General features: G+C 40.9%; 16 protein-coding genes, 4 pseudogenes and 1 other annotated feature. Of the genes and pseudogenes, 6 read left to right on the top strand and 14 right to left on the bottom strand.

The window, feature by feature from the left end; genetic code table 11:
* Window positions 1-51 precede the first annotated feature (51 nt).
* On the top strand, window positions 52-1,380 hold the full coding sequence (locus ACOBWA_RS14180; protein ID WP_420229730.1) for a protein-disulfide reductase DsbD domain-containing protein: 1,329 nt from the start codon (window positions 52-54) through the stop codon (window positions 1,378-1,380).
* Window positions 1,381-1,403: 23 nt separating this feature from the next.
* Window positions 1,404-2,222, top strand: coding sequence for a thioredoxin domain-containing protein (locus ACOBWA_RS14175; RefSeq protein WP_420229729.1), 819 nt, complete (start codon window positions 1,404-1,406; stop codon window positions 2,220-2,222).
* Between the two features lie 215 nt (window positions 2,223-2,437).
* Here the strand turns inward: ACOBWA_RS14175 and ACOBWA_RS14170 are convergent.
* Together ACOBWA_RS14170 and ACOBWA_RS14165 are read right to left on the bottom strand one after the other, a co-directional pair.
* Window positions 2,438-3,184: pseudogene (locus tag ACOBWA_RS14170) on the bottom strand (IS5 family transposase).
* A 436-nt stretch (window positions 3,185-3,620) separates the two neighbouring features.
* A pseudogene (locus tag ACOBWA_RS14165) lies at window positions 3,621-4,246 on the bottom strand (recombinase family protein).
* A 146-nt stretch (window positions 4,247-4,392) separates the two neighbouring features.
* Here ACOBWA_RS14165 and ACOBWA_RS14160 point away from each other — a divergent pair.
* From ACOBWA_RS14160 to ACOBWA_RS14145, 4 genes and pseudogenes are all read left to right on the top strand, one after another.
* Window positions 4,393-5,611 (top strand): IS3 family transposase gene (locus tag ACOBWA_RS14160; RefSeq protein ID WP_420229117.1). Its coding sequence is split into 2 segments (ribosomal slippage): window positions 4,393-4,673 and window positions 4,672-5,611, totalling 1,221 coding nucleotides; the frame shifts between segments, so codons are not numbered across the junction.
* Window positions 4,668-4,783: a sequence feature (AL1L pseudoknot), on the top strand. It overlaps the preceding gene by 116 nt.
* Before the next feature lie 164 nt (window positions 5,612-5,775).
* Window positions 5,776-6,608, top strand: a pseudogene (locus ACOBWA_RS14155) (cation transporter).
* 99 nt (window positions 6,609-6,707) lie between these two features.
* Window positions 6,708-6,833, top strand: coding sequence for a hypothetical protein (locus ACOBWA_RS14150; RefSeq protein ID WP_256713876.1), 126 nt, complete (start codon window positions 6,708-6,710; stop codon window positions 6,831-6,833).
* A gap of 897 nt (window positions 6,834-7,730) precedes the next feature.
* Window positions 7,731-8,582 (top strand): thymidylate synthase, encoded by an 852-nt coding sequence (locus ACOBWA_RS14145; protein WP_371533081.1) that lies wholly within the window; start codon window positions 7,731-7,733, stop codon window positions 8,580-8,582.
* Between the two features lie 410 nt (window positions 8,583-8,992).
* On the opposite strand, the gene ACOBWA_RS14140 is transcribed toward ACOBWA_RS14145, so the two are convergent.
* The 12 genes and pseudogenes from ACOBWA_RS14140 to urtC all read right to left on the bottom strand — a co-directional run bounded on the left by ACOBWA_RS14140 (window position 8,993) and on the right by urtC (window position 19,822).
* Window positions 8,993-9,259: a hypothetical protein gene (locus ACOBWA_RS14140; RefSeq protein ID WP_420229728.1), complete on the bottom strand. Its 267-nt coding sequence runs from the start codon at window positions 9,257-9,259 to the stop codon at window positions 8,993-8,995.
* Window positions 9,256-9,903: a hypothetical protein gene (locus ACOBWA_RS14135; RefSeq protein WP_420229727.1), complete on the bottom strand. Its 648-nt coding sequence runs from the start codon at window positions 9,901-9,903 to the stop codon at window positions 9,256-9,258. Before ACOBWA_RS14135 ends, ACOBWA_RS14140 begins: the two co-directional genes overlap by 4 nt.
* Window positions 9,904-9,917: 14 nt before the next feature.
* Entirely contained in the window at window positions 9,918-11,336 is a 1,419-nt protein-coding gene (locus tag ACOBWA_RS14130) for a hypothetical protein (RefSeq protein WP_420229726.1), read from the bottom strand.
* A gap of 276 nt (window positions 11,337-11,612) precedes the next feature.
* Window positions 11,613-12,866 carry a site-specific integrase gene (locus ACOBWA_RS14125; protein WP_420229725.1) on the bottom strand — a complete coding sequence of 418 codons (1,254 nt, stop codon included), beginning with the start codon at window positions 12,864-12,866 and terminating at the stop codon, window positions 11,613-11,615.
* 38 nt (window positions 12,867-12,904) lie between these two features.
* Complete coding sequence (locus tag ACOBWA_RS14120) at window positions 12,905-13,513, bottom strand: hypothetical protein (RefSeq protein ID WP_420229724.1); 609 nt, start codon at window positions 13,511-13,513, stop codon at window positions 12,905-12,907.
* Window positions 13,514-13,810: 297 nt separating this feature from the next.
* Window positions 13,811-14,245 (bottom strand): tyrosine-type recombinase/integrase, encoded by a 435-nt coding sequence (locus tag ACOBWA_RS14115; RefSeq protein WP_420230789.1) that lies wholly within the window; start codon window positions 14,243-14,245, stop codon window positions 13,811-13,813.
* Window positions 14,200-15,045 carry a hypothetical protein gene (locus tag ACOBWA_RS14110; RefSeq protein WP_420229723.1) on the bottom strand — a complete coding sequence of 282 codons (846 nt, stop codon included), beginning with the start codon at window positions 15,043-15,045 and terminating at the stop codon, window positions 14,200-14,202. The genes ACOBWA_RS14115 and ACOBWA_RS14110 overlap by 46 nt, the downstream gene beginning before the upstream one ends.
* Window positions 15,046-15,145: 100 nt before the next feature.
* Window positions 15,146-15,775 (bottom strand): annotated as a pseudogene (gene thyA, locus ACOBWA_RS14105) (thymidylate synthase); the annotation flags it as partial.
* 148 nt (window positions 15,776-15,923) lie between these two features.
* Window positions 15,924-16,808, bottom strand: a complete 885-nt coding sequence (gene lgt / locus ACOBWA_RS14100) for a prolipoprotein diacylglyceryl transferase (protein ID WP_420229722.1) — start codon at window positions 16,806-16,808, stop codon at window positions 15,924-15,926.
* Between the two features lie 321 nt (window positions 16,809-17,129).
* Window positions 17,130-17,828: an urea ABC transporter ATP-binding subunit UrtE gene (urtE, locus tag ACOBWA_RS14095; RefSeq protein ID WP_420229721.1), complete on the bottom strand. Its 699-nt coding sequence runs from the start codon at window positions 17,826-17,828 to the stop codon at window positions 17,130-17,132.
* Between the two features lie 78 nt (window positions 17,829-17,906).
* Window positions 17,907-18,752 (bottom strand): urea ABC transporter ATP-binding protein UrtD, encoded by an 846-nt coding sequence (urtD, locus tag ACOBWA_RS14090; RefSeq protein ID WP_420229720.1) that lies wholly within the window; start codon window positions 18,750-18,752, stop codon window positions 17,907-17,909.
* Entirely contained in the window at window positions 18,752-19,822 is a 1,071-nt protein-coding gene (gene urtC / locus ACOBWA_RS14085) for an urea ABC transporter permease subunit UrtC (RefSeq protein ID WP_420229719.1), read from the bottom strand. Before urtC ends, urtD begins: the two co-directional genes overlap by 1 nt.
* Between the last annotated feature and the right edge of the window lie 6 nt (window positions 19,823-19,828).

Below are 19,828 nucleotides of genomic sequence, written 5' to 3'. Positions count from 1 at the left end.
ACAGACAGTGAATTGGTCAATTCGAATTTTGGTAATAATAGGTAGCCCTTCATGTCCCTTAAGAGCGCAGAAAAACCTCCGGCATTAACGCCTAATAAACCGTCAAAAAAATCTTATCTGTTGGCGTTCGCTGTAAGCGCTGGTTCATTATTGACAGGGCTAGCAGCGACTGGGCTGATGGCCGTGCCAGTGGCATCGCAAGCGGCAGGATTGGGCGATTTATTTAGCAGTGATAAAAGCGCGACCCAACCGAAATTTTTGCCCGTTAACGAAGCGTTTCAAGTTAGCAGTAGCAGCAAACCGACCAATAATGGCACGCGCTTAGCCATTAAATTTGACATTACGCCTGAGCACTATGTTTATAAAGACCAAATTAAGCTAACGCTGCCTGCTGGCGTGAGCGCTGCACCTTTTACCTTTAGCCAAAAGCCAGTCTCCATCGACGATCCAACTTTTGGGCAAGTATTGGTATTTGACCAAGCCAATATGGTTGCTACTACCATTTTGAGTAGTAGTAATGGCAAGGCGATAAATAATGCCGCCGTGACGATAGGTTGGCAAGGCTGTGCCAAAGCGGGTCTATGCTATCCACCGGAGAAAATAAAAACCACGGTCAATATTGCTGCTGCGTCACAATCGGCAGCCAATAGTTCAAGTAGCACTGCTACAGTTTCTGCGAGCAATAACAGCAATGCAGAAACTGCGCAAGCATCTACAGAGGCGACTGATACTGATCGTCTTGCTACAGAGCAAACTACGCCAGATGACGAGGTGATTGATTACGCTTTGTTAGATGACGAAGCATTAGATGCAGAGCTTGGTGCGACCAATACCATCTCTGGTGCCGATGAAGAGGTTGTAGGCGATAATGTCACAAGTGAAGCAGCGAACAATGACGCTGTCATAAATAATGCTGCTGCAACGAACAATACCGTTGTTGGTGATAACGCCATCAATAGCGACCCTTTTGGCTTAGCCTCGCATCCGTGGTTGGCATTGGTGTTATTGTTCTTGGCAGGGTTGGTCTTGGCATTGACGCCATGCGTGTTACCGATGCTACCGATTGTTGCCAATATCGTCGCGCGTGAAGACAATCCAACGGTAAAACGCGGTGTTATTTTAACGACCAGCTACGCTATTGGTGTTGCCATCGCTTATGGTATTTTAGGCGCGGTCATTGCGGTATTTGGCGAATCGTTAGGCATTATCGGTTGGCTACAAAATCCGATTATTTTAATTGGGTTTGCCATCGTTTTTGTCTTATTAGCCCTTTATATGTTGGGCGTATTTAGCATTCGTCTGCCAAGATTCATCAGTAGTAAAATGCAGGGTCTAAGCCAAGCGGGGATAGCAAACTTGGTAGTACGGGTGGCAGTTTAATTGCGGGATTCTTATCGGCGCTCGTGGTATCGCCATGCGTTTCGGCACCCTTATTTGGGGCGCTGCTTGCTGTATCAACGATTGGAAGTCCATTACTTGGCTTTGCGGCTTTATTTATGCTCGGTTTTGGTTTATCGGCGCCGCTTATCTTAATTGGCGCGACCCAAGGTAAAATCATGCCAAAAGCAGGCGAGTGGATGAATTGGGTCAAGCAGGGCTTTGCTTTGTTGCTTTTTGCCGTGGCATTGTTATTAATTGAACGCGTCTTTATCTCGCCTGTGATGCTGATGGTTTGGGCGCTGTGGTTTATGGTCGTGGCGATGTGGGCGTGGAGCTGGCTAGGCAAAGGTCGGATGCTGACCCAAGCGCTAGGCTTAATCGCTGGTATTTGGGCGACGTGTTTAATCGTCGGCGCCGCATTGGGCAATGACGACAGCTTGCATCCGCTTGCCTCCCTAACTGCGGTTCCGGTGCTGCAGACAACTGCTGGTCAACCAGCCACCAGTAATGCAACCGATAAGACGGTCACGACGCTGGCTGAGTTAGATGCCATTGTCGCCGCCAATCCTAAAGTGCTGGTCGATGTCACCGCCGAATGGTGTATTGCATGCCGGATTATGGAGAAAAACTTATTTCATAATCGCCCTGCGCAAATGCAAGATTGGCAATTGGTCAGACTTGATATCACGGAGACTACGGCTGATTCAAAAGCAATCTTAGCGCGTTATAAACTATTTGGTCCGCCAGCATTGCTGTATTATCAAGACGGGCAATTGGTCAATCAACAAGTGGGTGAAATCGGGCGCGCAGAGTTTGAGCAAACCTTAACCGCGTTAAATTAATCGTTTAAATGTAGATAAATTCCACATCATTTCTACCCATTAAAAAGCCAACGTCCTTTGATAATAGGACGTTGTCTTTTTCAATCTTACTAAATAGCCTTTTTAATATAGACGCTAAATCCTTGGTTTAACGTTATTTATTACTATTCATTTAACTACTTACCTTATTATTTACATCAGTATTTGCTCGCAATAACGCTAGGGTGTGTTGACAATTACCGTAAATGGATAATCGTCGCTGCTAAATAGATATTAGCAGCAAACGACTCATCCGTTTTTTCAGCACGCATGGCAATTTTCTTGAAATCTTTCAGCTTACAGAAGAAGTTCTCGATTAAGTGACGCCACTTGTACATTTCTTTATCGAAATCTCGTTGCTTTAAACGAGAGCGTTTAGGGGTATGACCGCTTTGCTACCACGCTCTTCTAAGTCTAGCAGTAGCCAATCCGTGTCAAAGGCTCTATCAGCAAGCAATGCACCAAACTCTTTGTCTTTAATTAAAGGTTTAACGCCAGCCATGTCATGCTGTTGTCCTTTCAATAAAGTAAAATCAACAAGGTTGCCTAATGCATCAACCATTGCCATGATTTTAGTGGTCATACCGCCTCTTGATTTGCCAATTGCCTGATGACAAGCCCCCTTTTGCGCCTTGTCCATGACGATGTACCTTAACAATAGTGCCATCAATCATGGCATACTCTAAATCTGAGTCATTCAGAGCATTAAATAGCTTGCTGAATCTATCGCTTTTTACCCATCGACGGTAGCGCTTATAAACACTGTTCCAGTTACCAAATTCAGGGGGTAAGTCTCGCCACGGACTACCTGTTCGGACAATCCATAGAACAGCTTCGATAAATAGTCGATTATTTACCGCTGTTCTACCAACATCGGTCTCTTTACCTGCACAATACGGTGCTATCTTTGCCCACTGGGCATCACTTAGGGTTAATCTAGTCATAACACTATGATTATCAATTATTCTATATATGTCAACACACCCTAGTATTTGTGTCATCGTTACGATAATGATTCGTTTATAAAAGATTCGGCTAAAATACTGTCACCTGAAACGTAATCAATATTTTTCTTACTTAAACAGAATATATTAAAGGAACTTTGATAACAGACCATTTTTATTTGACAAGGTTATTACAGATCCTCAAAATAATTTTGAGTATTTGAGTATTTGAGTATTTGAGTATTTGAGTATTTGAGTATTTGAGTATTTGAGTATTTGAGTATTTGAGTATTTGAGTATTTGAGTATTTGAGTATTTGAGTATTTGAGTATTTGAGTATTTGAGTATTTGAGTATTTGAGTATTTGAGTATTTGAGTATTTGAGTATTTGAGTATTTGAGTATTTGAGTATTTGAGTATTTGAGTATTTATTTAGCTATACAGCTATCAAATGACGCGAGCACTTAGCTGTAGCTTGTATTTCAGAATAACTACGCCCAGATTTCAGAAGGCTAGCGATAATCTTACGCTTCTCGGTATCTTTCCTACGTCCTGAATATTTACTTTCTACCTTAGTACGAGAAATACCTTACATCTGACGGTTACGTCGATCTTCATAGTCCTTTCTAGCAATAGCAGCGAGCATATAAAGCATCATCGAATTGATGGCCTGTAATACGCTGCTCATAAATTCAATGCTGCTATCAGATTGAGGCGTTATATAAGAGGTCGGTAGCTCTTCTGATACTACCGCCAGCTTCTTTTCTAATAGCATTCTTTTGAGAGTATCCCAATCAGCTTGGTTTAAACGTGCTAAGCGGTCAATCTGCTCAACCAAATTATATCGCCTTCATGGGCATCATTTATCAGTTACATTAACTGTGGACATATTAAAGTTGCGTCTGACTCGTTTTCAACATAGAAGGCGGCAATTTTGTGACCATGATCAGCAGCAAGCTATATGAGCTCACTTTTGGCACGCTTGGCATCTTGATCTTTGATTGGCGCTCTATGCTCTGATAAACATAAACACCTAAAATAGTCTGTTATAAGTAGTTCCATTATTGCAGTCTATTATAAGTAGACTATTAATTGATTAAGAGACCTGTTTTGATAGTGCCCCTGGGGTATAGCTTTTGAAACCATTTTTCTTTATATTGAACCGCCCCGGGATTGTCGGAGACTCAACATTCTGAGAGAATACGACAATGAAAAAACAAACCTACACTCCTGAGATTAAAGAACGCGCCGTTCGTATGCTGATTGAAGCGTCGGGCGACTATCCCTCCACCTGGTCAGCGATTCAAGCCATTGCCCCTAAGATTGGCTGTACGCCTGAAACCCTGCGGTCGTGGCATAAAAAGCACATCGATCAAACTATTCCTGCATCGGTGCAAGCGCAAAGTGATAAAGAGCGCATCAAGGAGCTTGAACGCGAATGCAGAGAGCTCAAGCAAGCCAATGAGATCATACGTAAGGCTGCCGCTTTTTCGCCCAGGCGGAGCTCGACCGCTGACTAAAATCATGATTCAATTCATCGACGATCATAAGAATAATTATGGGGTCGAGCTGATCTGTAGAGTATTACCGATTGCCCCATCAACCTATCACCGTGCTAAAGACTTGGAGAGCTACCCTGAAAAACGCTCACTGCGCAGTCAACATGACGACTTTTACATCAGCGAGATTAAACGTATCTGGCAGGACAGCAAATGCCGTTACGGTGCGCGTAAAGTATGGCAGCAGATGAAAGCTGACGGGTTAAAGGTTGCTCGTTGTACCATAGAGCGTTTAATGAGACAGCATGGCTTACAAGGTGTCTGGCGCGGTAAGGGTAAAATAACAACTCACAGCCGTGATGATCAAAAGCGTGCTGATGACCTAGTTAATCGTAACTTTAGCGCTCATCGCCCTAACCAGCTTTGGGTGGCAGACTTTACTTATATCAAGACGATAAGCGGCTGGGTGTATACCGCTTTTATTATTGATGTGTTTGCTCGCGCTATTGTGGGCTGGAAAGTATCTAATCGTATGAACACAGATATGGTGATGGCGGCGTTAAATCAAGCAATAGCAGATAGAAACTATCCCAAAGATGTGATTCATCACAGTGATCGAGGGGTTCAGTATTTATCCATTCGCTATACTGATAAAATGGCTGACTGCGGTGTGATTGCCTCTGTTGGCACTACAGGTGATTCATACGACAATGCACTGGCTGAGACGGTCAACGGGCTTTATAAGTCTGAGGTCATTCATTATTTGAAAGAGAGCTGGTCTGGTGTGAACGATGTTGAACTAGCAACCCTTGAATGGGTCGATTGGTTTAACAAAACACGACTGCATAGCACGATTGGTTATGTGTCACCTTTTGAATTTGAAAAGCGGTATTATGATAATTTAACCCTGTCAGGCATCGCTGCCTGACTCAAGTAAATCACTCTCCGATAAAGTCGGGGCGGTTCATATTGTCACTTAGACAGGCTGGGCATTTGATGTATAGTGTCATTTGCATTTCACTATTTATCAATTTCTCAGCCTGTTTTTTTTCAGCCTACTTTTTGAACCACCACCCGGATATAAATGTAGCTATGAATAAAACAACTTTTAAAATATCGAAGATGGACTGCCCTTCGGAGGAAAACCTAATCCGAATGAAATTAGAGGGCCACTCGAATATTGAACATCTTGAGTTCGACATTCCTAACCGTCAATTAACTGTGTTTCATCATGACAATATAGAAGGGATAGAGACTGCTATTCATGACCTAAAATTAGGAGACACCCTACTCTCGACCGAAACCATTGACCCCTCTGATCCCAACAATAATTTTAAAATTGATGCTGACTCTAGTCACAAAAAGATGCTGAGCAAAGAAAGCTACTATGGATAGTGCTGGTCATTAACTTTGCTTTCTTTATTATTGAAATGAGCACGGGACTGATTTCTCGTTCGATGGGGTTGGTCGCCGACAGCTTAGATATGTTAGCAGATAGCTTCGTGTACGGAATTAGCTTATTTGCGGTCGGTGGAACGGTCATTAAGAAAAAACGGATTGCTAGAATTGCCGGATATTTTCAAATTACGCTAGCGATTCTTGGTTTTTTAGAAGTACTAAGACGTTTCTTTGGCAATGAGCAGTTACCTGACTTTTCTACCATGATAGTCATATCGATTCTTGCGCTAATTGCAAACTCGATTTGCCTCTATTTACTACAAAAATCGAAAAGCAAAGAAGAAGAAGCCCATATGCAAGCCAGTATGATTTTCACTTCAAACGATGTGATTATCAATTTAGGGGTAATTGTTGCAGGGGTTTTGGTTAATTGGTTACACTCTAGTACGCCTGATTTGATTATTGGTAGCATCGTATTTGCTTTAGTTATTCAGGGCGCCTTTAGAATATTGAAGTTGAGTAAGTAGCCAAGCCTAATAACTGAAGCAAATAGCTCAAGTAAGTAGCTTAATTAAACCGCTAAGTGTAAAGTAACTGGGTTTGAAGCAAATAAACATCATAAGGATATGAGACCTCAAGCAATGATTGAACAAACTTTAAATCTAGTCACCACCAAAGACCATCAGCAAGTTGCCGTTTGGCGAATAATAGATGATGAAGTCTTTGATAAGAATCTGGTGGTGGTCAACTAATTTAGGACACTAATAAAATTCAAACCTACATCGCCATTACTTATAACCCTGAGTCGAGAACGGATAATAATTATAAGCGTTGGGGCAACTTTTATGACCGCCAAGATCTGTTAGTAGGTGACGAGTTGTGTCAGGTGGTTAATTTTCAGAGACCTTCCTAAATTTTGTGTAAGTATTTAATCTAAACGTCAGTTACACAGAATCTGGGATGGTCTCTTCAAGTCCTCACTAGCGCACCGATCATAGATAGAATATCTATGGTAAGTACATCATGAAGTACACTGTGGCTATCTCAGCAAGTTGAAACCTTAATACCATTAGCTCACAGCCAAAGATTCAAGTCCTCACTAGGGAACCGAACTTATTCAATCAGTTCGGCAATTACCACCTCATTAATTATTGGGTTGGTCCGTTATAGAGGTATCGAACTAGCAGCTATCTCTCAGATTGTTGAGTCTCCAATAATTCCACTGTAGTTTATTAAGGCGTTACTTTCTATTAAATAAATCATAGGCTTTTATCTTCTTAGCGACAATCCTGCACCCATTTTCATAATAATCGACAAGTACGAAGCTATCAACAGTATCGGCATTACACTTTGGACAATGGTAAGCACCTAACTTCCAGTCATCTTTTTCGACCACTACAAGCCGACTGTTTCCATAAAAGTATCTTATAGCAAATGATGTTAGATAGAAGGATTCGGTTTCATTGGCTCCATTGGGGCATAGTCTGTTGATAAGTTATTAAGACAATCAGTTGTTACGAACAGGTTTGTACAATTGAACCTTGAAACTTTATAATGCTCAATGAAATCAAAAGGTAAAATGTATTGTCCACGCAGATCAACAAAAATCACCTTTTGAGCTAAGTTTGTAGTCTAACTAAGGTTATTGAATGAAACAGTATCTAGATTTATGTCAACGTATAGTTGATGAGGGTGTATGGGTAGAGAATGAACGAACTGGAAAACGTTGCTTAACCGTTATTAATGCTGATTTAGACTACAACGTAGGAGCTAATGAGTTTCCCTTAGTAACTACTCGAAAGAGTTATTGGAAAGCAGCTATCGCAGAGTTGTTGGGATATCTACGTGGTTATGATAGCGCAGATCAGTTTCGAGCTATTGGATGTAATACATGGAACGCCAATGCCAATGAAAATGCAGCCTGGCTAGCTAATCCTTATCGTAAAGGTAAGGATGATATGGGCCGAGTTTATGGTGTACAGGGACGAAGATGGCGTAATTCAGTAGGAGAGGAGTTTGACCAACTTCGTAAGATTTATAATAACTTGCGAAACGGTATTGATGATCGAGGTGAAATTCTAACCTTCTACAATCCAGGTGAGTTTCATATGGGATGTTTACGTCCTTGTATGCATACTCATACATTTTCGTTGCTAGGTGGAAAGCTTTATTTGACTTCATCACAACGTTCATGTGATGTACCATTAGGTCAAAATTTTAATCAGATTCAAGTGTTTACCTTACTAGCTCTCATGGCTCAAATTACGGGCCACGAGGCTGGAAAAGCTTATCATAAGATCGTAAATGCACATATTTATGAAGATCAATTAGAATTAATGCGTGACGTGCAATTAAAACGCGAACCTTATCCGTCACCTAAGCTTCATATTAACCCTGAAATTAAGTCTCTCGAAGATATTGAAACATGGGTAACATTGGATGACTTTAAAGTTGAAGGATACCAGTATCATGAGTCTATTGCCTATCCATTCTCAGTTTGATATAAGCATAAAGTGAAAGCTGAGAAGGTTGATAAACTTTTATTAGGCATGAAGTATTAATATATGTGATTTGTACTATGGGATATATGCTTATTAGCTAAGCTCTCGCTAGCTTTTAAGCAAGAGGAAATCAAGATTATGCTCTTTATAGCATAGATGATTTTTGACAGACTAGTGCATAAGCTGTTTCGATCTTGCATCTTCTAAGGCTAACATTTTTCTCAATTTCTTAATTTCTTGTTCAGCTTCTGATAGTGACCTTTTGTCTGTGTCAGATAGTGTTTTATAGTAATCTCGTGACTCTCTCATTTTTTGTAACCGTTTGTCTGAGTGCTCAGCGACCCTTTTTATATCTTGATATTCATTAAACCAGTAGATAACCTCACTTTGTGCTCGACTTAGCTTTGCTTCTAGCGCATTTTTACATTGGCAGTGCTTAAACGTACTTGTTCTTTACGTGATTTCTCTTCGGTTTTCCGAGAGTCTCTGATCTGTTTAAGCTCTTGGACAGGCCAAACGCGGTTTGAGATGGTATTCCGATGAATACCAGTCATTTCTGAAAGTTGTGCTACAGTGGCTTTCAACCTCTTGTTGCCTTTAATGTCTGATAATGCCTTTTCCAATAGCAATGTGTTTGCATCATAGTCATCGCTATTCTTTTGATCATAAGCATTCATAGTTCAACTTCCTCACCAAGATTTTCCAGTACCATTCTGGCTTCGTTCATTGCTGCTAGAACTTGCTCACGATTGTGCGAATATTCTGGTTTATTGAGATTAAGCTTGTTTAACGTATAAACTTCACGCCATTTAGGGGCATGTTTAGTAGTTACGACGGCTTGTTTGCATCGAGCTGGGTTGCAACGTAGTGAACCAATACATGGTAGGCTTGAGTCATATTCTTCTGCTCTATTACCATAGCAAATCCCTTGGCCCATATATACTATGGCAACACCTTGATCTACCATAGCCTCATATACTTCCTCTTCCGTGTAGCCTTCAGCCATATATCCGCTAAACGTCTTAATTAGACCTTTTTTATGCTCATTCGCTTTACCACCATAATACGTGCCATTTGGATTATGGGCTGTTTTAATAGCCTCTAATTCAGCTGCTCGGCGCAATGATTTCTTATCACCTTTTCGGTTCCCATCTTTTGACAGCATTTCACCTATATCACCATACCCTAGCGTTACTAATGAAGTAGACCCAGCAGAGGTATAGTTAGAGACGCTATCCACAAAATGCTTCAATTGAAACGATATTAGAGGTAGACCTACTTCAGCCTTAAATAATTGATATGTTAAGGTGTGTCTTAACATATATGGATTGAACTTTAGTTCTTTAGCAGTTTTTCGCCTAATAGTTGGCTGATAAAAATATTCATTTGATATGTAAGGCCGCCACTACCCAGAGACTTAGGTGAACTACCAGGTCTAACAGTATCTGCCTTAGAAAGTAGGTATGGTGAGGCACTAATTCTTGAAATATACGAAGCTGCTAATACTGCATCCTTAACAATTGGTATAGCTACCCATCTATCGTCAAACAAACCTGTACTAACTTCATCTTTATGCTTTTTGACCGTACTTTCAATTAGCCAAACGGCATCACTTTGAATTAAGCACGAACAATTCTGAACTCTTACTTCTGATAATTCAGATGGTCTCATACCAGTATACTGACCCACTAAATACGTGCAGGCATACGCTACGAGGTTAACATATTTCCTAAGGTTATCTGCTTTATAACCGCGTTCTCTCAATTTTTCACGTAAAGTTGCCCCAGCCATAACGTTAGAATCTTTATTTAGCATCCAGTCGTAGGGCTCGATTACATTCATAACAAAATTTGAAGAATAATTTTTGGTTCTTAATCGCATCGCAATATACCCATGCAGAGCTTCATGCGTAACACGTTCTTGACTAGCCCATGATAAATATTCGCTCGTATTGAAACGTTTTAAAGAGTTGACATCTGATATTTTTTCTCCGTCTCCTATAGCGTCTAAAAAATCTACTACAATAAAGGATGCAGTCTTTGATAAAGATTCAAAGACCAAGTCTGGTAACACTTGATCTTTCTTTTCTTTATCAACATTCGCCACTCTCTTCCATTTCAAGCTATCTAACTCTACATGAGCAATAGGCCTTTCAAATACATACTTAACAGAAGCTGGGCTGCGTACGTATTTAAAAAATCTATCTAAATCTGCACCTTTTACACGATTATAGTTTTTAGCCGCTATGGGGTACAGTTCGGGTGTTATATCGGAGAATGTTTTAATCTTTTTCTGAACAAACTCATAACCTAGTTCATGAGATGCTTGTTTGAATAGTTCATTGATAAATGTTAAACCACTTTCAAAAGTTGCAATCAAGGAGTTGGCTTTTAATGTTTTTTTTGATCGGCTTTTACCCTCGTTTTTCTGCAGCTTGAAGATGGAACTATTGAGCAAAGCCAACTCGAATATAATTTTCATTTCTATCAAAACAAATGCCGGAATCGCTGTATATTTCGAAAAATTGATTCGCAGCTTTGCACCTTGAACATTTCTTGCAGCATTAGGATAATCTTTATTAAAGTTCCAAACGCTATCAGAAAACTTTGATAGTGTTGATATGGGTTTGTCCATAAGAGACGTCATATACTCTATATCAAATGTGTGCTTATGCTGAAGGCACTCATTTCTCTGATCCGTAATAGGATTTAAGGCTTCTAAAACATAGAAACGATGTTTTGCAAAAGCTGTCAACACGTCTAATTTTTTTCATAGTCCATCAAATTACTCCATCAACTAGTGTAGTGGTTTCAATGTACTCTGCTAAACGCTGTCCATTCTTTAGATCCTCTAAGGAAAAGTCAGACAATGCTGGATCTGTAATGCCTTTTATTAGTTCCATATTCTCCGAAATGACATGTCCGTAGGGGGTGTCCATAACCCGAGTGTGCTCTGTCAAAAGCGTATAGTCACGCTTCATTGCAAAGATTTCAGGGAGGTTTTTAGCCGTAATAATGACATTGTCACAACCTAAACACTTATTATATTGTGAGCATGGAGTACCAGGAATATAGGATGAAAGGTTTTTACAAAATCTGGAGGATCAAAAATATTCCTGCATTCTGCTAAAGGGGTATGGAAGGTTATTGCTAATTCGTTGGTATCTCTAGTTTGTAATTCTTGTGGTACTTCTTGAGTTTGTTTATTCAAAGTAGATTGATGTATTTCTTTTAGTTTATCGTTTATCTTTACTCTACTTATTGTATTGAAGTCAAAAGAGTCGAGGTAACCAATAGTTGTTTGAATTGAGGAGTGCCCTAACATGAGCTGAATTTCGCGTAAAGTCACTCCACTGTCTAACATCTCACTAACAAAGGTTGGTCTAAATCTGCTTATTGTAAGAGTTAACGGCTCTCCTACATCATTCTTTAAGTTATATTTATCAACAAACTTAGATAGGCTATTATTTAAGGCTTTACTATTTTTTCCTTTATTTCCTAGTAGGGGAGATACTCTTCCATGACTTCTACGACCGTTTGATTTGTAAATAAACAACCTATCTCTGCATGTATCATTCTCTATGTCTTTTCGAATCCCACTAGTTAATTGGCCTAATTCTTCAAAAATAATTTTTATCGATTTAGCTTGAGATGATGTAAGCCATGTCAGTTCTGAATTGAAAAGATCGAGATGATACTCCTTATAGCCATCAGAGCGCTCTTTCCAATATCTAAGACAAGGTCGCGATGTTGCTGGATGAGATTCTAGATAATCGTTTACGTTGAGAGAAAGTAAAGAATCTGTATTTAAGCCTGTAATTTGAGCAAGCCTTAAGAGGTAGGGCGTTAGTATGTCCATATTTATCATTGGAGTAACACCCCATTCGTCATATATCTCGCTCAGTCCTTTGTCTGAACTGGCAGTAATGTTCAAGAAAGATTTCTCGATAGGGGATTCTGCTGTATGGTAATGAACTGGCTTACACATCAAGGGGTTTTCAAACAGCCATCTCGCATTATCTAATGTAGAAAGGCCTCTTATTATACGACCTTTCTCATTCAAAGGATTTTTCCCTATACCAGTTTTTTTATAAGGTATGAGAGCTGCTCTAGATTGACACAATCCTTTTTCGATAGCATCTAATACCTGAATTCGCTCGTTCATTGTAAATGGCTTTTTCACGTCTGTTTCTCTACTTACAGCAAAGCCATTGATATCGAAAAAATTATATTCCAAATCCCGTACTTGGGTCAGCCTCCCCAGCGTTTTGCGTACTGAACTCAAAGCTGTATTCGCATGATGACTTGATATTTCTTTACTTATTATTTTTTCTCTAAATATTTTCGATATCTAGATAGGAGATGCTCATCAAAAACTGTGACAATTTTTAAAGGTGAATTACCATATAGTTCAGATAAGAAATATATAAAGGAATTACTCGCAATTCTATAGTTACTCTTGCCTGATTCTGAAGAGACAGTTTTGCTAGTACAAGCAAACAGTTGCTCAACCTGAATAAACGGTTCTAGTTTTGAAGGAAAGAAGAAGTCATCAGCAGCATTTAACTCTCTGGCTGCCAGTCTATGAAAACGTTCTATCTGACTTTCACTATAGTTTTTTCTATTAACGTTCGCTTCACTTGTTCTTTCAGCAACGCTTTTATAATCTGGGTCAATAATTCCAAGTTTTTCAAGATCTTTGTGAATGAAGTCCCAAGCACTTCTAACAACATTAAATCTTAAAGAGGCTTTCGTTATAGGTAATTGTTCTGAAGACATTTTTCCTATCGAAATCTTATTACCAAAAATAGGTAAAGTATGCTTTTCTTTTTCAGATAACTGTCTGTACCAATTCAGTAGCTTCCTCCTGCTTTCGATGCCAGCAGCTTCATAGCTCCCATCTGGTATTACTAGAATCTCTTCTTTGATCATCTTCTCAATTACAGGATTCGTAAGGAACCTGTATTTTCGCGCAGTACAGTATGAGATACCTACAGCCCTTTGAATATATTGAACAGATACACCGAAACCTAAAGCACTATCAGACTTACTGGTTGGTACTTCCCACAGCGCTTCTGTATCTCTAACTGTTTTTGATACCCACTCTACAACAGCTTTTTTAGCATCCTTTTTAAGTAATTTTTTTCTTTATTGCTCTTGAAGTCTTCATTGATAACTTCCGATTTAGAACGATTTTTATAACTCTCATCAATGGCTATTCCATCTTTTTCATTTGATGTCCTTAATGCCAATTTTCAATTGTGTCTGCTCAGATAAGCGCCTCATCTTCTCAGCTCTAGTTAGTAAGTCCCCATTCTCATCACAAATAGTATTATAAATTTCCTGAGGAATACTGGTATACATTTGGGTAGTACTGAGGTGGTTATGACCTAAGTTTTTTTGTACGATAACGAGCCGATCTAGGTAGTCGGATCCTAGGTCATTTGATTGCAATATTGCATAGGCATTACCATGCCGTAGCTTGTGAGGAGAGATTACTCTATCGAGGCGACCTTTCTTTATTGCACGTTTGCTGAGACGCTCAAGTAACTCGTTTATTGCTTTACGTGTATAAGGAGTACCTTTAGCATTAAAAAATGCTGGGGTTTGATCTGGATTTACATATTTACGAGCATGTTTTTGTAGAGCGGAGACGCATGATATTTCTGTATACGTTTAATGGTTGCCGAACTAACTAACGTCCATCGTGGTTTGATTTGATTTCCACGCCCCTTGCTACCTTTGATGGCTAAAGGTACGTAGTCTGCATGAATAGGTTGATCGGACTCTACTGAAATGAACTTTTCAGAGTTAAAGTTGACAGTATCTCTAAAATCTTTAAGAGTAACCCTGATCAACTCCGAACGCCTCACGCCAGAGTCATATAAAAACTGAAGTATTACTCGTTCTCGTTCTAATCGAGTAGATTGAATCAATATGAAAAGATCATCAAGAGTGCATGAAGTAATTGGTGTACGCTTTGGTAGTTTTGAAAAGTATCCATTACTATATGGATTATCCTCTCTAAGCGGCTGACGGTCTTCTGTGCGACTGCAGAGGAAATGGAGGAAAGCGTATATTGCTCCATCACGATTTCTAATAGTAGCTGAACTTCTATGTTCTTCAACACTTAGAAAAGTACAGTATTCCTGAATTACATACCCTGGGACTGTAATGAAGACCTCATCAGTTTCATCATCGCTATAGTCTGGACGACTACGGATATACTTTAAGAAGTAAGTTAGGTTTTTGCCATATGTATTTGCTGTTTCATGAGCAATCTTTTCGTGCTTGAATTGATATGATAGATACTCAGAGATAAGAGGGAGAATTTTACCACTATCATCAAATACACCAACCCCATTCACTTTGACTTTCTGATCCAGTAATAGGTCTGGTATTTCACTAATTAAATAAGATTTTGATAGGTCTAATTCTCTATTGGAACAAATCTTAATATCCATAATATAGGCCAAAGTAATACATAGATTAAATTGTATATCATATTATGCATTGACCTGATGTTCACTATAAGTATAGAGGAATGAGATGTTCCTAGGCTGCTAATAATTCATACTGTGAATTATCATTATAGGGGAATAATAGGAATAAGTCAGCCGAACGCTGATACAGCTGGCACGACAGCTTGTTGTCTGCGACAAAGAACTGAAATAACGTATGACATGGTGGTAGGGCTACTTGCTCTGCTTCACCTGGATTCCAGCCAGAAACAATCAAACGGCGTGAATTCGGATTGGTCTTTATCTGTTCAACGACTTGTGCGATTTGATCGACGCCATCAGCGTTATAACTGGCATCTTCATTTTTGGTCGCGCCATAGTTACGCCATTGATGACCATAGATAGGACCCAAATCGCCAGCAGGTCTGTTAAAGCGTGCGGTTTGCTCTGCTGTTGCCCACTCATTCCAAATACGAACGTTATTCTGTTGCAGATAGTCAACATGAGTACTGCCACTTAAAAACCACAATAGCTCATAAGCGATAGATTTAAAGTGAACCTTTTTGGTTGTTAGCAGTGGAAAGCCATCTGCTAAGTCAAAGCGTAGCTGCGCGCCAAAATGGCTAAGCGTACCAGTACCAGTACGATCGCCTTTTTCGGTGCCATTGTCGAGAACGTGGCGTAGCAAATCTAAATAGCCTTGCTCGTTATTACTTTGGGTGCCATTGATCATAAAATGCTCTTTAGTTACTGCTGACAGCGCATACAGACTAGATGGGTAGTCGATATATACACTGTCATTATTGAAAGTATTGCTAGGATAAGCGTTTTGATAGCAGACCCTATTTTAAATCATCAACCTTTATCACAAAAGGGTAGGCTTAATAAGCAGCTTGCTTACCCCAGTCGTAGATGCCGCGTTTATAGGCGTAACCGATCAAGAACAGGCCGATAATTATCATTGGGGCGCTTAGTATCTGACCTTTGGTCATCCAGCCTAGCAAGATGAATCCTTGGTCGATGTCTGGCTGGCGGAAAAACTCAATGATAAAGCGGCTAAAGCCATAACCAAGCATAAAGACACCAGTCACTGCCATACGAGGACGGGGCTTCGATGAGTACCACCACAAGAATAGAAACAACAGTAGACCTTCTGCAAGGGCTTCATACAGTTGCGACGGGTGACGAGGCAACAGGTACTGGCCATTGACCTCAGTCATCAGATCTTGTAGCGCAGGATTGGCTTGTAGCTGCTGCATATCAACACTAGCGGCCTGCGGGAAGTAGGTCAACCAGTTGTAGCCACCGTCAGAAACGCGGCCCCATAGCTCGGCATTGATGTAGTTACCAATACGTCCGAACAATAAACCAGTTGGTACGCAGGGAACGACAAAATCGAGCACTTGGAAAGGTGTCTTCTTATATTTGCGAGCAAAATACAGCATACCCAACATGACACCAATCAGGCCGCCATGGAATGACATACCGCCTTCCCAGACCTTGAACAGATAGGCAGGGTTTTGGAGTAGCTCACCGAACTGATAAAACAATACATAGCCGACACGGCCACCTAATATCACACCAAGTGCGCCAAAGAACACTAGGTCTGAGACCATATCTGTCGTCCAGCCTTCACGCTTGGTACTGCGATACCACGCCAGTCCGTAGGAGGCGGCAAATGCCAACAAATACATCAGCCCATACCAATGGACTTCGACAGGCCCAACTGCTAATGCTACAGGATCGTACTGAGGATGGATCATCATAAGGGCATCATAATATTGATAATAAAATGCTGACTATAATAGCAAATTTCGTTCGCTGGGCATACATAATTGCTCTGGTGCTAATCAGAGTATATGGGTAATTTGAGTTTTTGAGATGGTACAGAATGTATAGGCTAAGAGCCAAAAAAGATAAGAAGTGAGGTGAAAAAAGTGACTTTAATTAAGGAGTGTTTTCGTGATGATATGTAATCTTGGTAGCTACTAGCTCAGAATAAAAGCGTGATTTCTGTTGTTTTAAGCGGTCACTACCAAGTGTTCGTAAATAAACGCAGTTAAGCAAATATAGCTAAGTAAATGCAGCTAGATGGCGACTAAGTCTTGTACTTTGTTTTCGACCATCGTATCGCCTGCGCCTTGTGAGACTACCTTGCCGCGTGATAGTACCGTGTAATTGTCAGCAAGCTCTTCGGCAAATTCATAGAACTGCTCAACCAGTACAATGGCCATGTCACCTTTGTCAGCCAAGTCACGTAGTACTCGGCCAATATCTTTGATGATAGAAGGCTGTATACCCTCAGTTGGCTCATCTAAAATTAACACAGTCGGCTCGGAGGCTAAGGCGCGCGCAATGGCAAGTTGCTGCTGCTGACCACCAGATAAATCACCACCACGTCGATATTTCATCTCATCGAGTACTGGAAAAATATCGTATAAATGCTTGGGTACGTGTTTTGCTTTACTACGTGAAAACTTAGCCATACCAATTAAGATGTTTTCTTCTACGGTCAGTGTCGAAAAGATATCACGACCTTGTGGTACATAAGCCAAACCTGCTCGTACCCGCTGCTCGGACGACATCTTACTGATGTCTTTATCATTGAGCAAAATCTCTCCTGATTTAATCGGTAGTATCCCCATCAGGCATTTAAGCAGAGTAGTTTTGCCCACGCCATTACGTCCAAGTACCACGCTGCATGCGCCTACAGGTGCTGTAAACGAGACATCTCGTAAAATATGACTGCCGCCGTAATACTGGTTGATATCGTTCACTTGTAACATGGCTGTCTCCTAAACTCTAAAACTTTTTTAATATTTTAAAGGGAATATTCGTTTGGCTCGTCTAGATGATTTTTTCGGCTATCGACCTAAGTAGGACTCAATCACTGCCTCATTAGCTTGCACTTCAGCTAACGTACCTTCGGCCAAAATCGCCCCTTGTGCCAATACTGTGACTTTTTCACTGATGGCATCGATAAAGGTCATGTCATGTTCGACCACTACTAAGGTATGGTTCTTCTTAAGGCGTAGACACAGCTCGGCGGTATGTTCAGTTTCTGCATCAGTCATACCGGCCACAGGCTCATCAAGCAAAATCAGCTTGGGGCTTTGCATTAGTAGCATGCCAATCTCTAACCACTGTTTTTGCCCATGAGAGAGCAAGCCAGCAGGTTTGTTGATTTTGTCAGTCAGGCGAATTTGCTGTAGAGTCGCGTCGAGGGTATCGCGAGTATCGGCATCGAGTTTATTGAATAAGCTCTTGACCACACGTTTGTCTTTCGGCGCGGCAAGTAACAGATTATCCATTACCGTAAAATTCTCAAAGACAGTAGGTTGTTGAAACTTACGGCCGATACCTGCTTCAGCGATTTGTTCGGTAGATAAGCTGGCAAGGTTGTGAGTCTGACCAAAAAACACGCTGCCTTCGGTAGGGCGGGTTTTACCTGTAATGACATCCATTAGTGTGGTTTTGCCAGCGCCGTTGGGGCCGATGATACAGCGTAGCTCGCCTTCTTCGATATAGAGTGACAGATTGTTGAGTGCGCGAAACGAATCAAACCAAACACTTAAATCTTCTAAATATAATGCAATGCCATGGCTAAAATCGACGCCTGATGGCTTTGGGTGACTGCGGCCAGTACCGCCATGATTACGTCCATACTCATTAATAATTTGCTCAGTCGTTGACGGTTTATCATTTAGCATTATTGCTTCTCCTTTTTGAATCGATCGAACAAGCCCATAATGCCATTGGGTAAAAACAACGTCACGACGACGAACAGTCCACCTAATATCAATAGCCAAAACTCAGGGTAGGCGACCGTAAAGTAGGTTTTTACCGCGTTTACCACACCAGTACCTAAGATTGCGCCAATTAAGCCTCCTCTACCACCAGTTGCTACCCAGACGGCTATCTCAATTGAGTTCACAGGGTTCATCTCGCTCGGATTGATAATGCCTACTTGTGGCACATATAGCGCACCTGCGATACCAGCGATGACGGCGGATAATACCCAAGCGGATAGCTTGTACCACAACGTACGGTAGCCCAAATACTGCAAGCGGTTTTCGCTATCACGAATCGCACCAAGTACTCGCCCATAAGGCTGATTCATTAAATGACGTAAACCCATATAAGAGATTAACAATGCTAAGGCCGTGACAAAGCACAGCATTGAGCGTGTAGAGGCAGCGGTAATGTCATAGCCGAGTAAGGTGGTAAAACCAGTGAAGCCATTGTTGCCGCCAAAGCCTGTCTCATTACGGAAGAACAGCAAGGCTGCTGCATAGACCATAGCTTGGGTGATGATAGAAAAATAAACGCCTTTGATTTTGGAGCGAAAAGCAAAGAAACCAAATATAAACGCAACCAAGCCAGGTACTAATACGACCAGTACGACTGCCCACCAAAAGTGCTGCGTGCCAGCCCAATACCATGGCATCTCAGTCCAGCTCAAAAATCGCATAAAGTCAGGAAGCGCGTCGCCTGCTGTCTCACGTGTTAGGTACATGCCAAACGCATAACCACCCAAAGCAAAATACAAGCCATGTCCCAAGCTCAAAATACCGGCATAGCCCCAGACGAGATCTAGTGCCAAAGCCACCATGGCTAAAGCCATTATTTTGCCAATTAGGGTAATCCAGTAGGCTGAAAGGTGAAAGGCTGAAGTCTCTGGCATCAGATGTAGCCAAGGCAGTATGAGTAGTACGGCAAAACATAAGCCAATTAAAACAGCACTACGCGGTGTATCAGACAATAATTTGGTCAGTATCATAGGAGT

This window comes from Psychrobacter sp. ER1 (genome assembly GCF_048631835.1).
GTDB lineage: Bacteria > Pseudomonadota > Gammaproteobacteria > Pseudomonadales > Moraxellaceae > Psychrobacter.
Note: the sequence above shows the minus strand (reverse complement) of the source record. Positions and strands in the feature narration are given on the sequence as shown.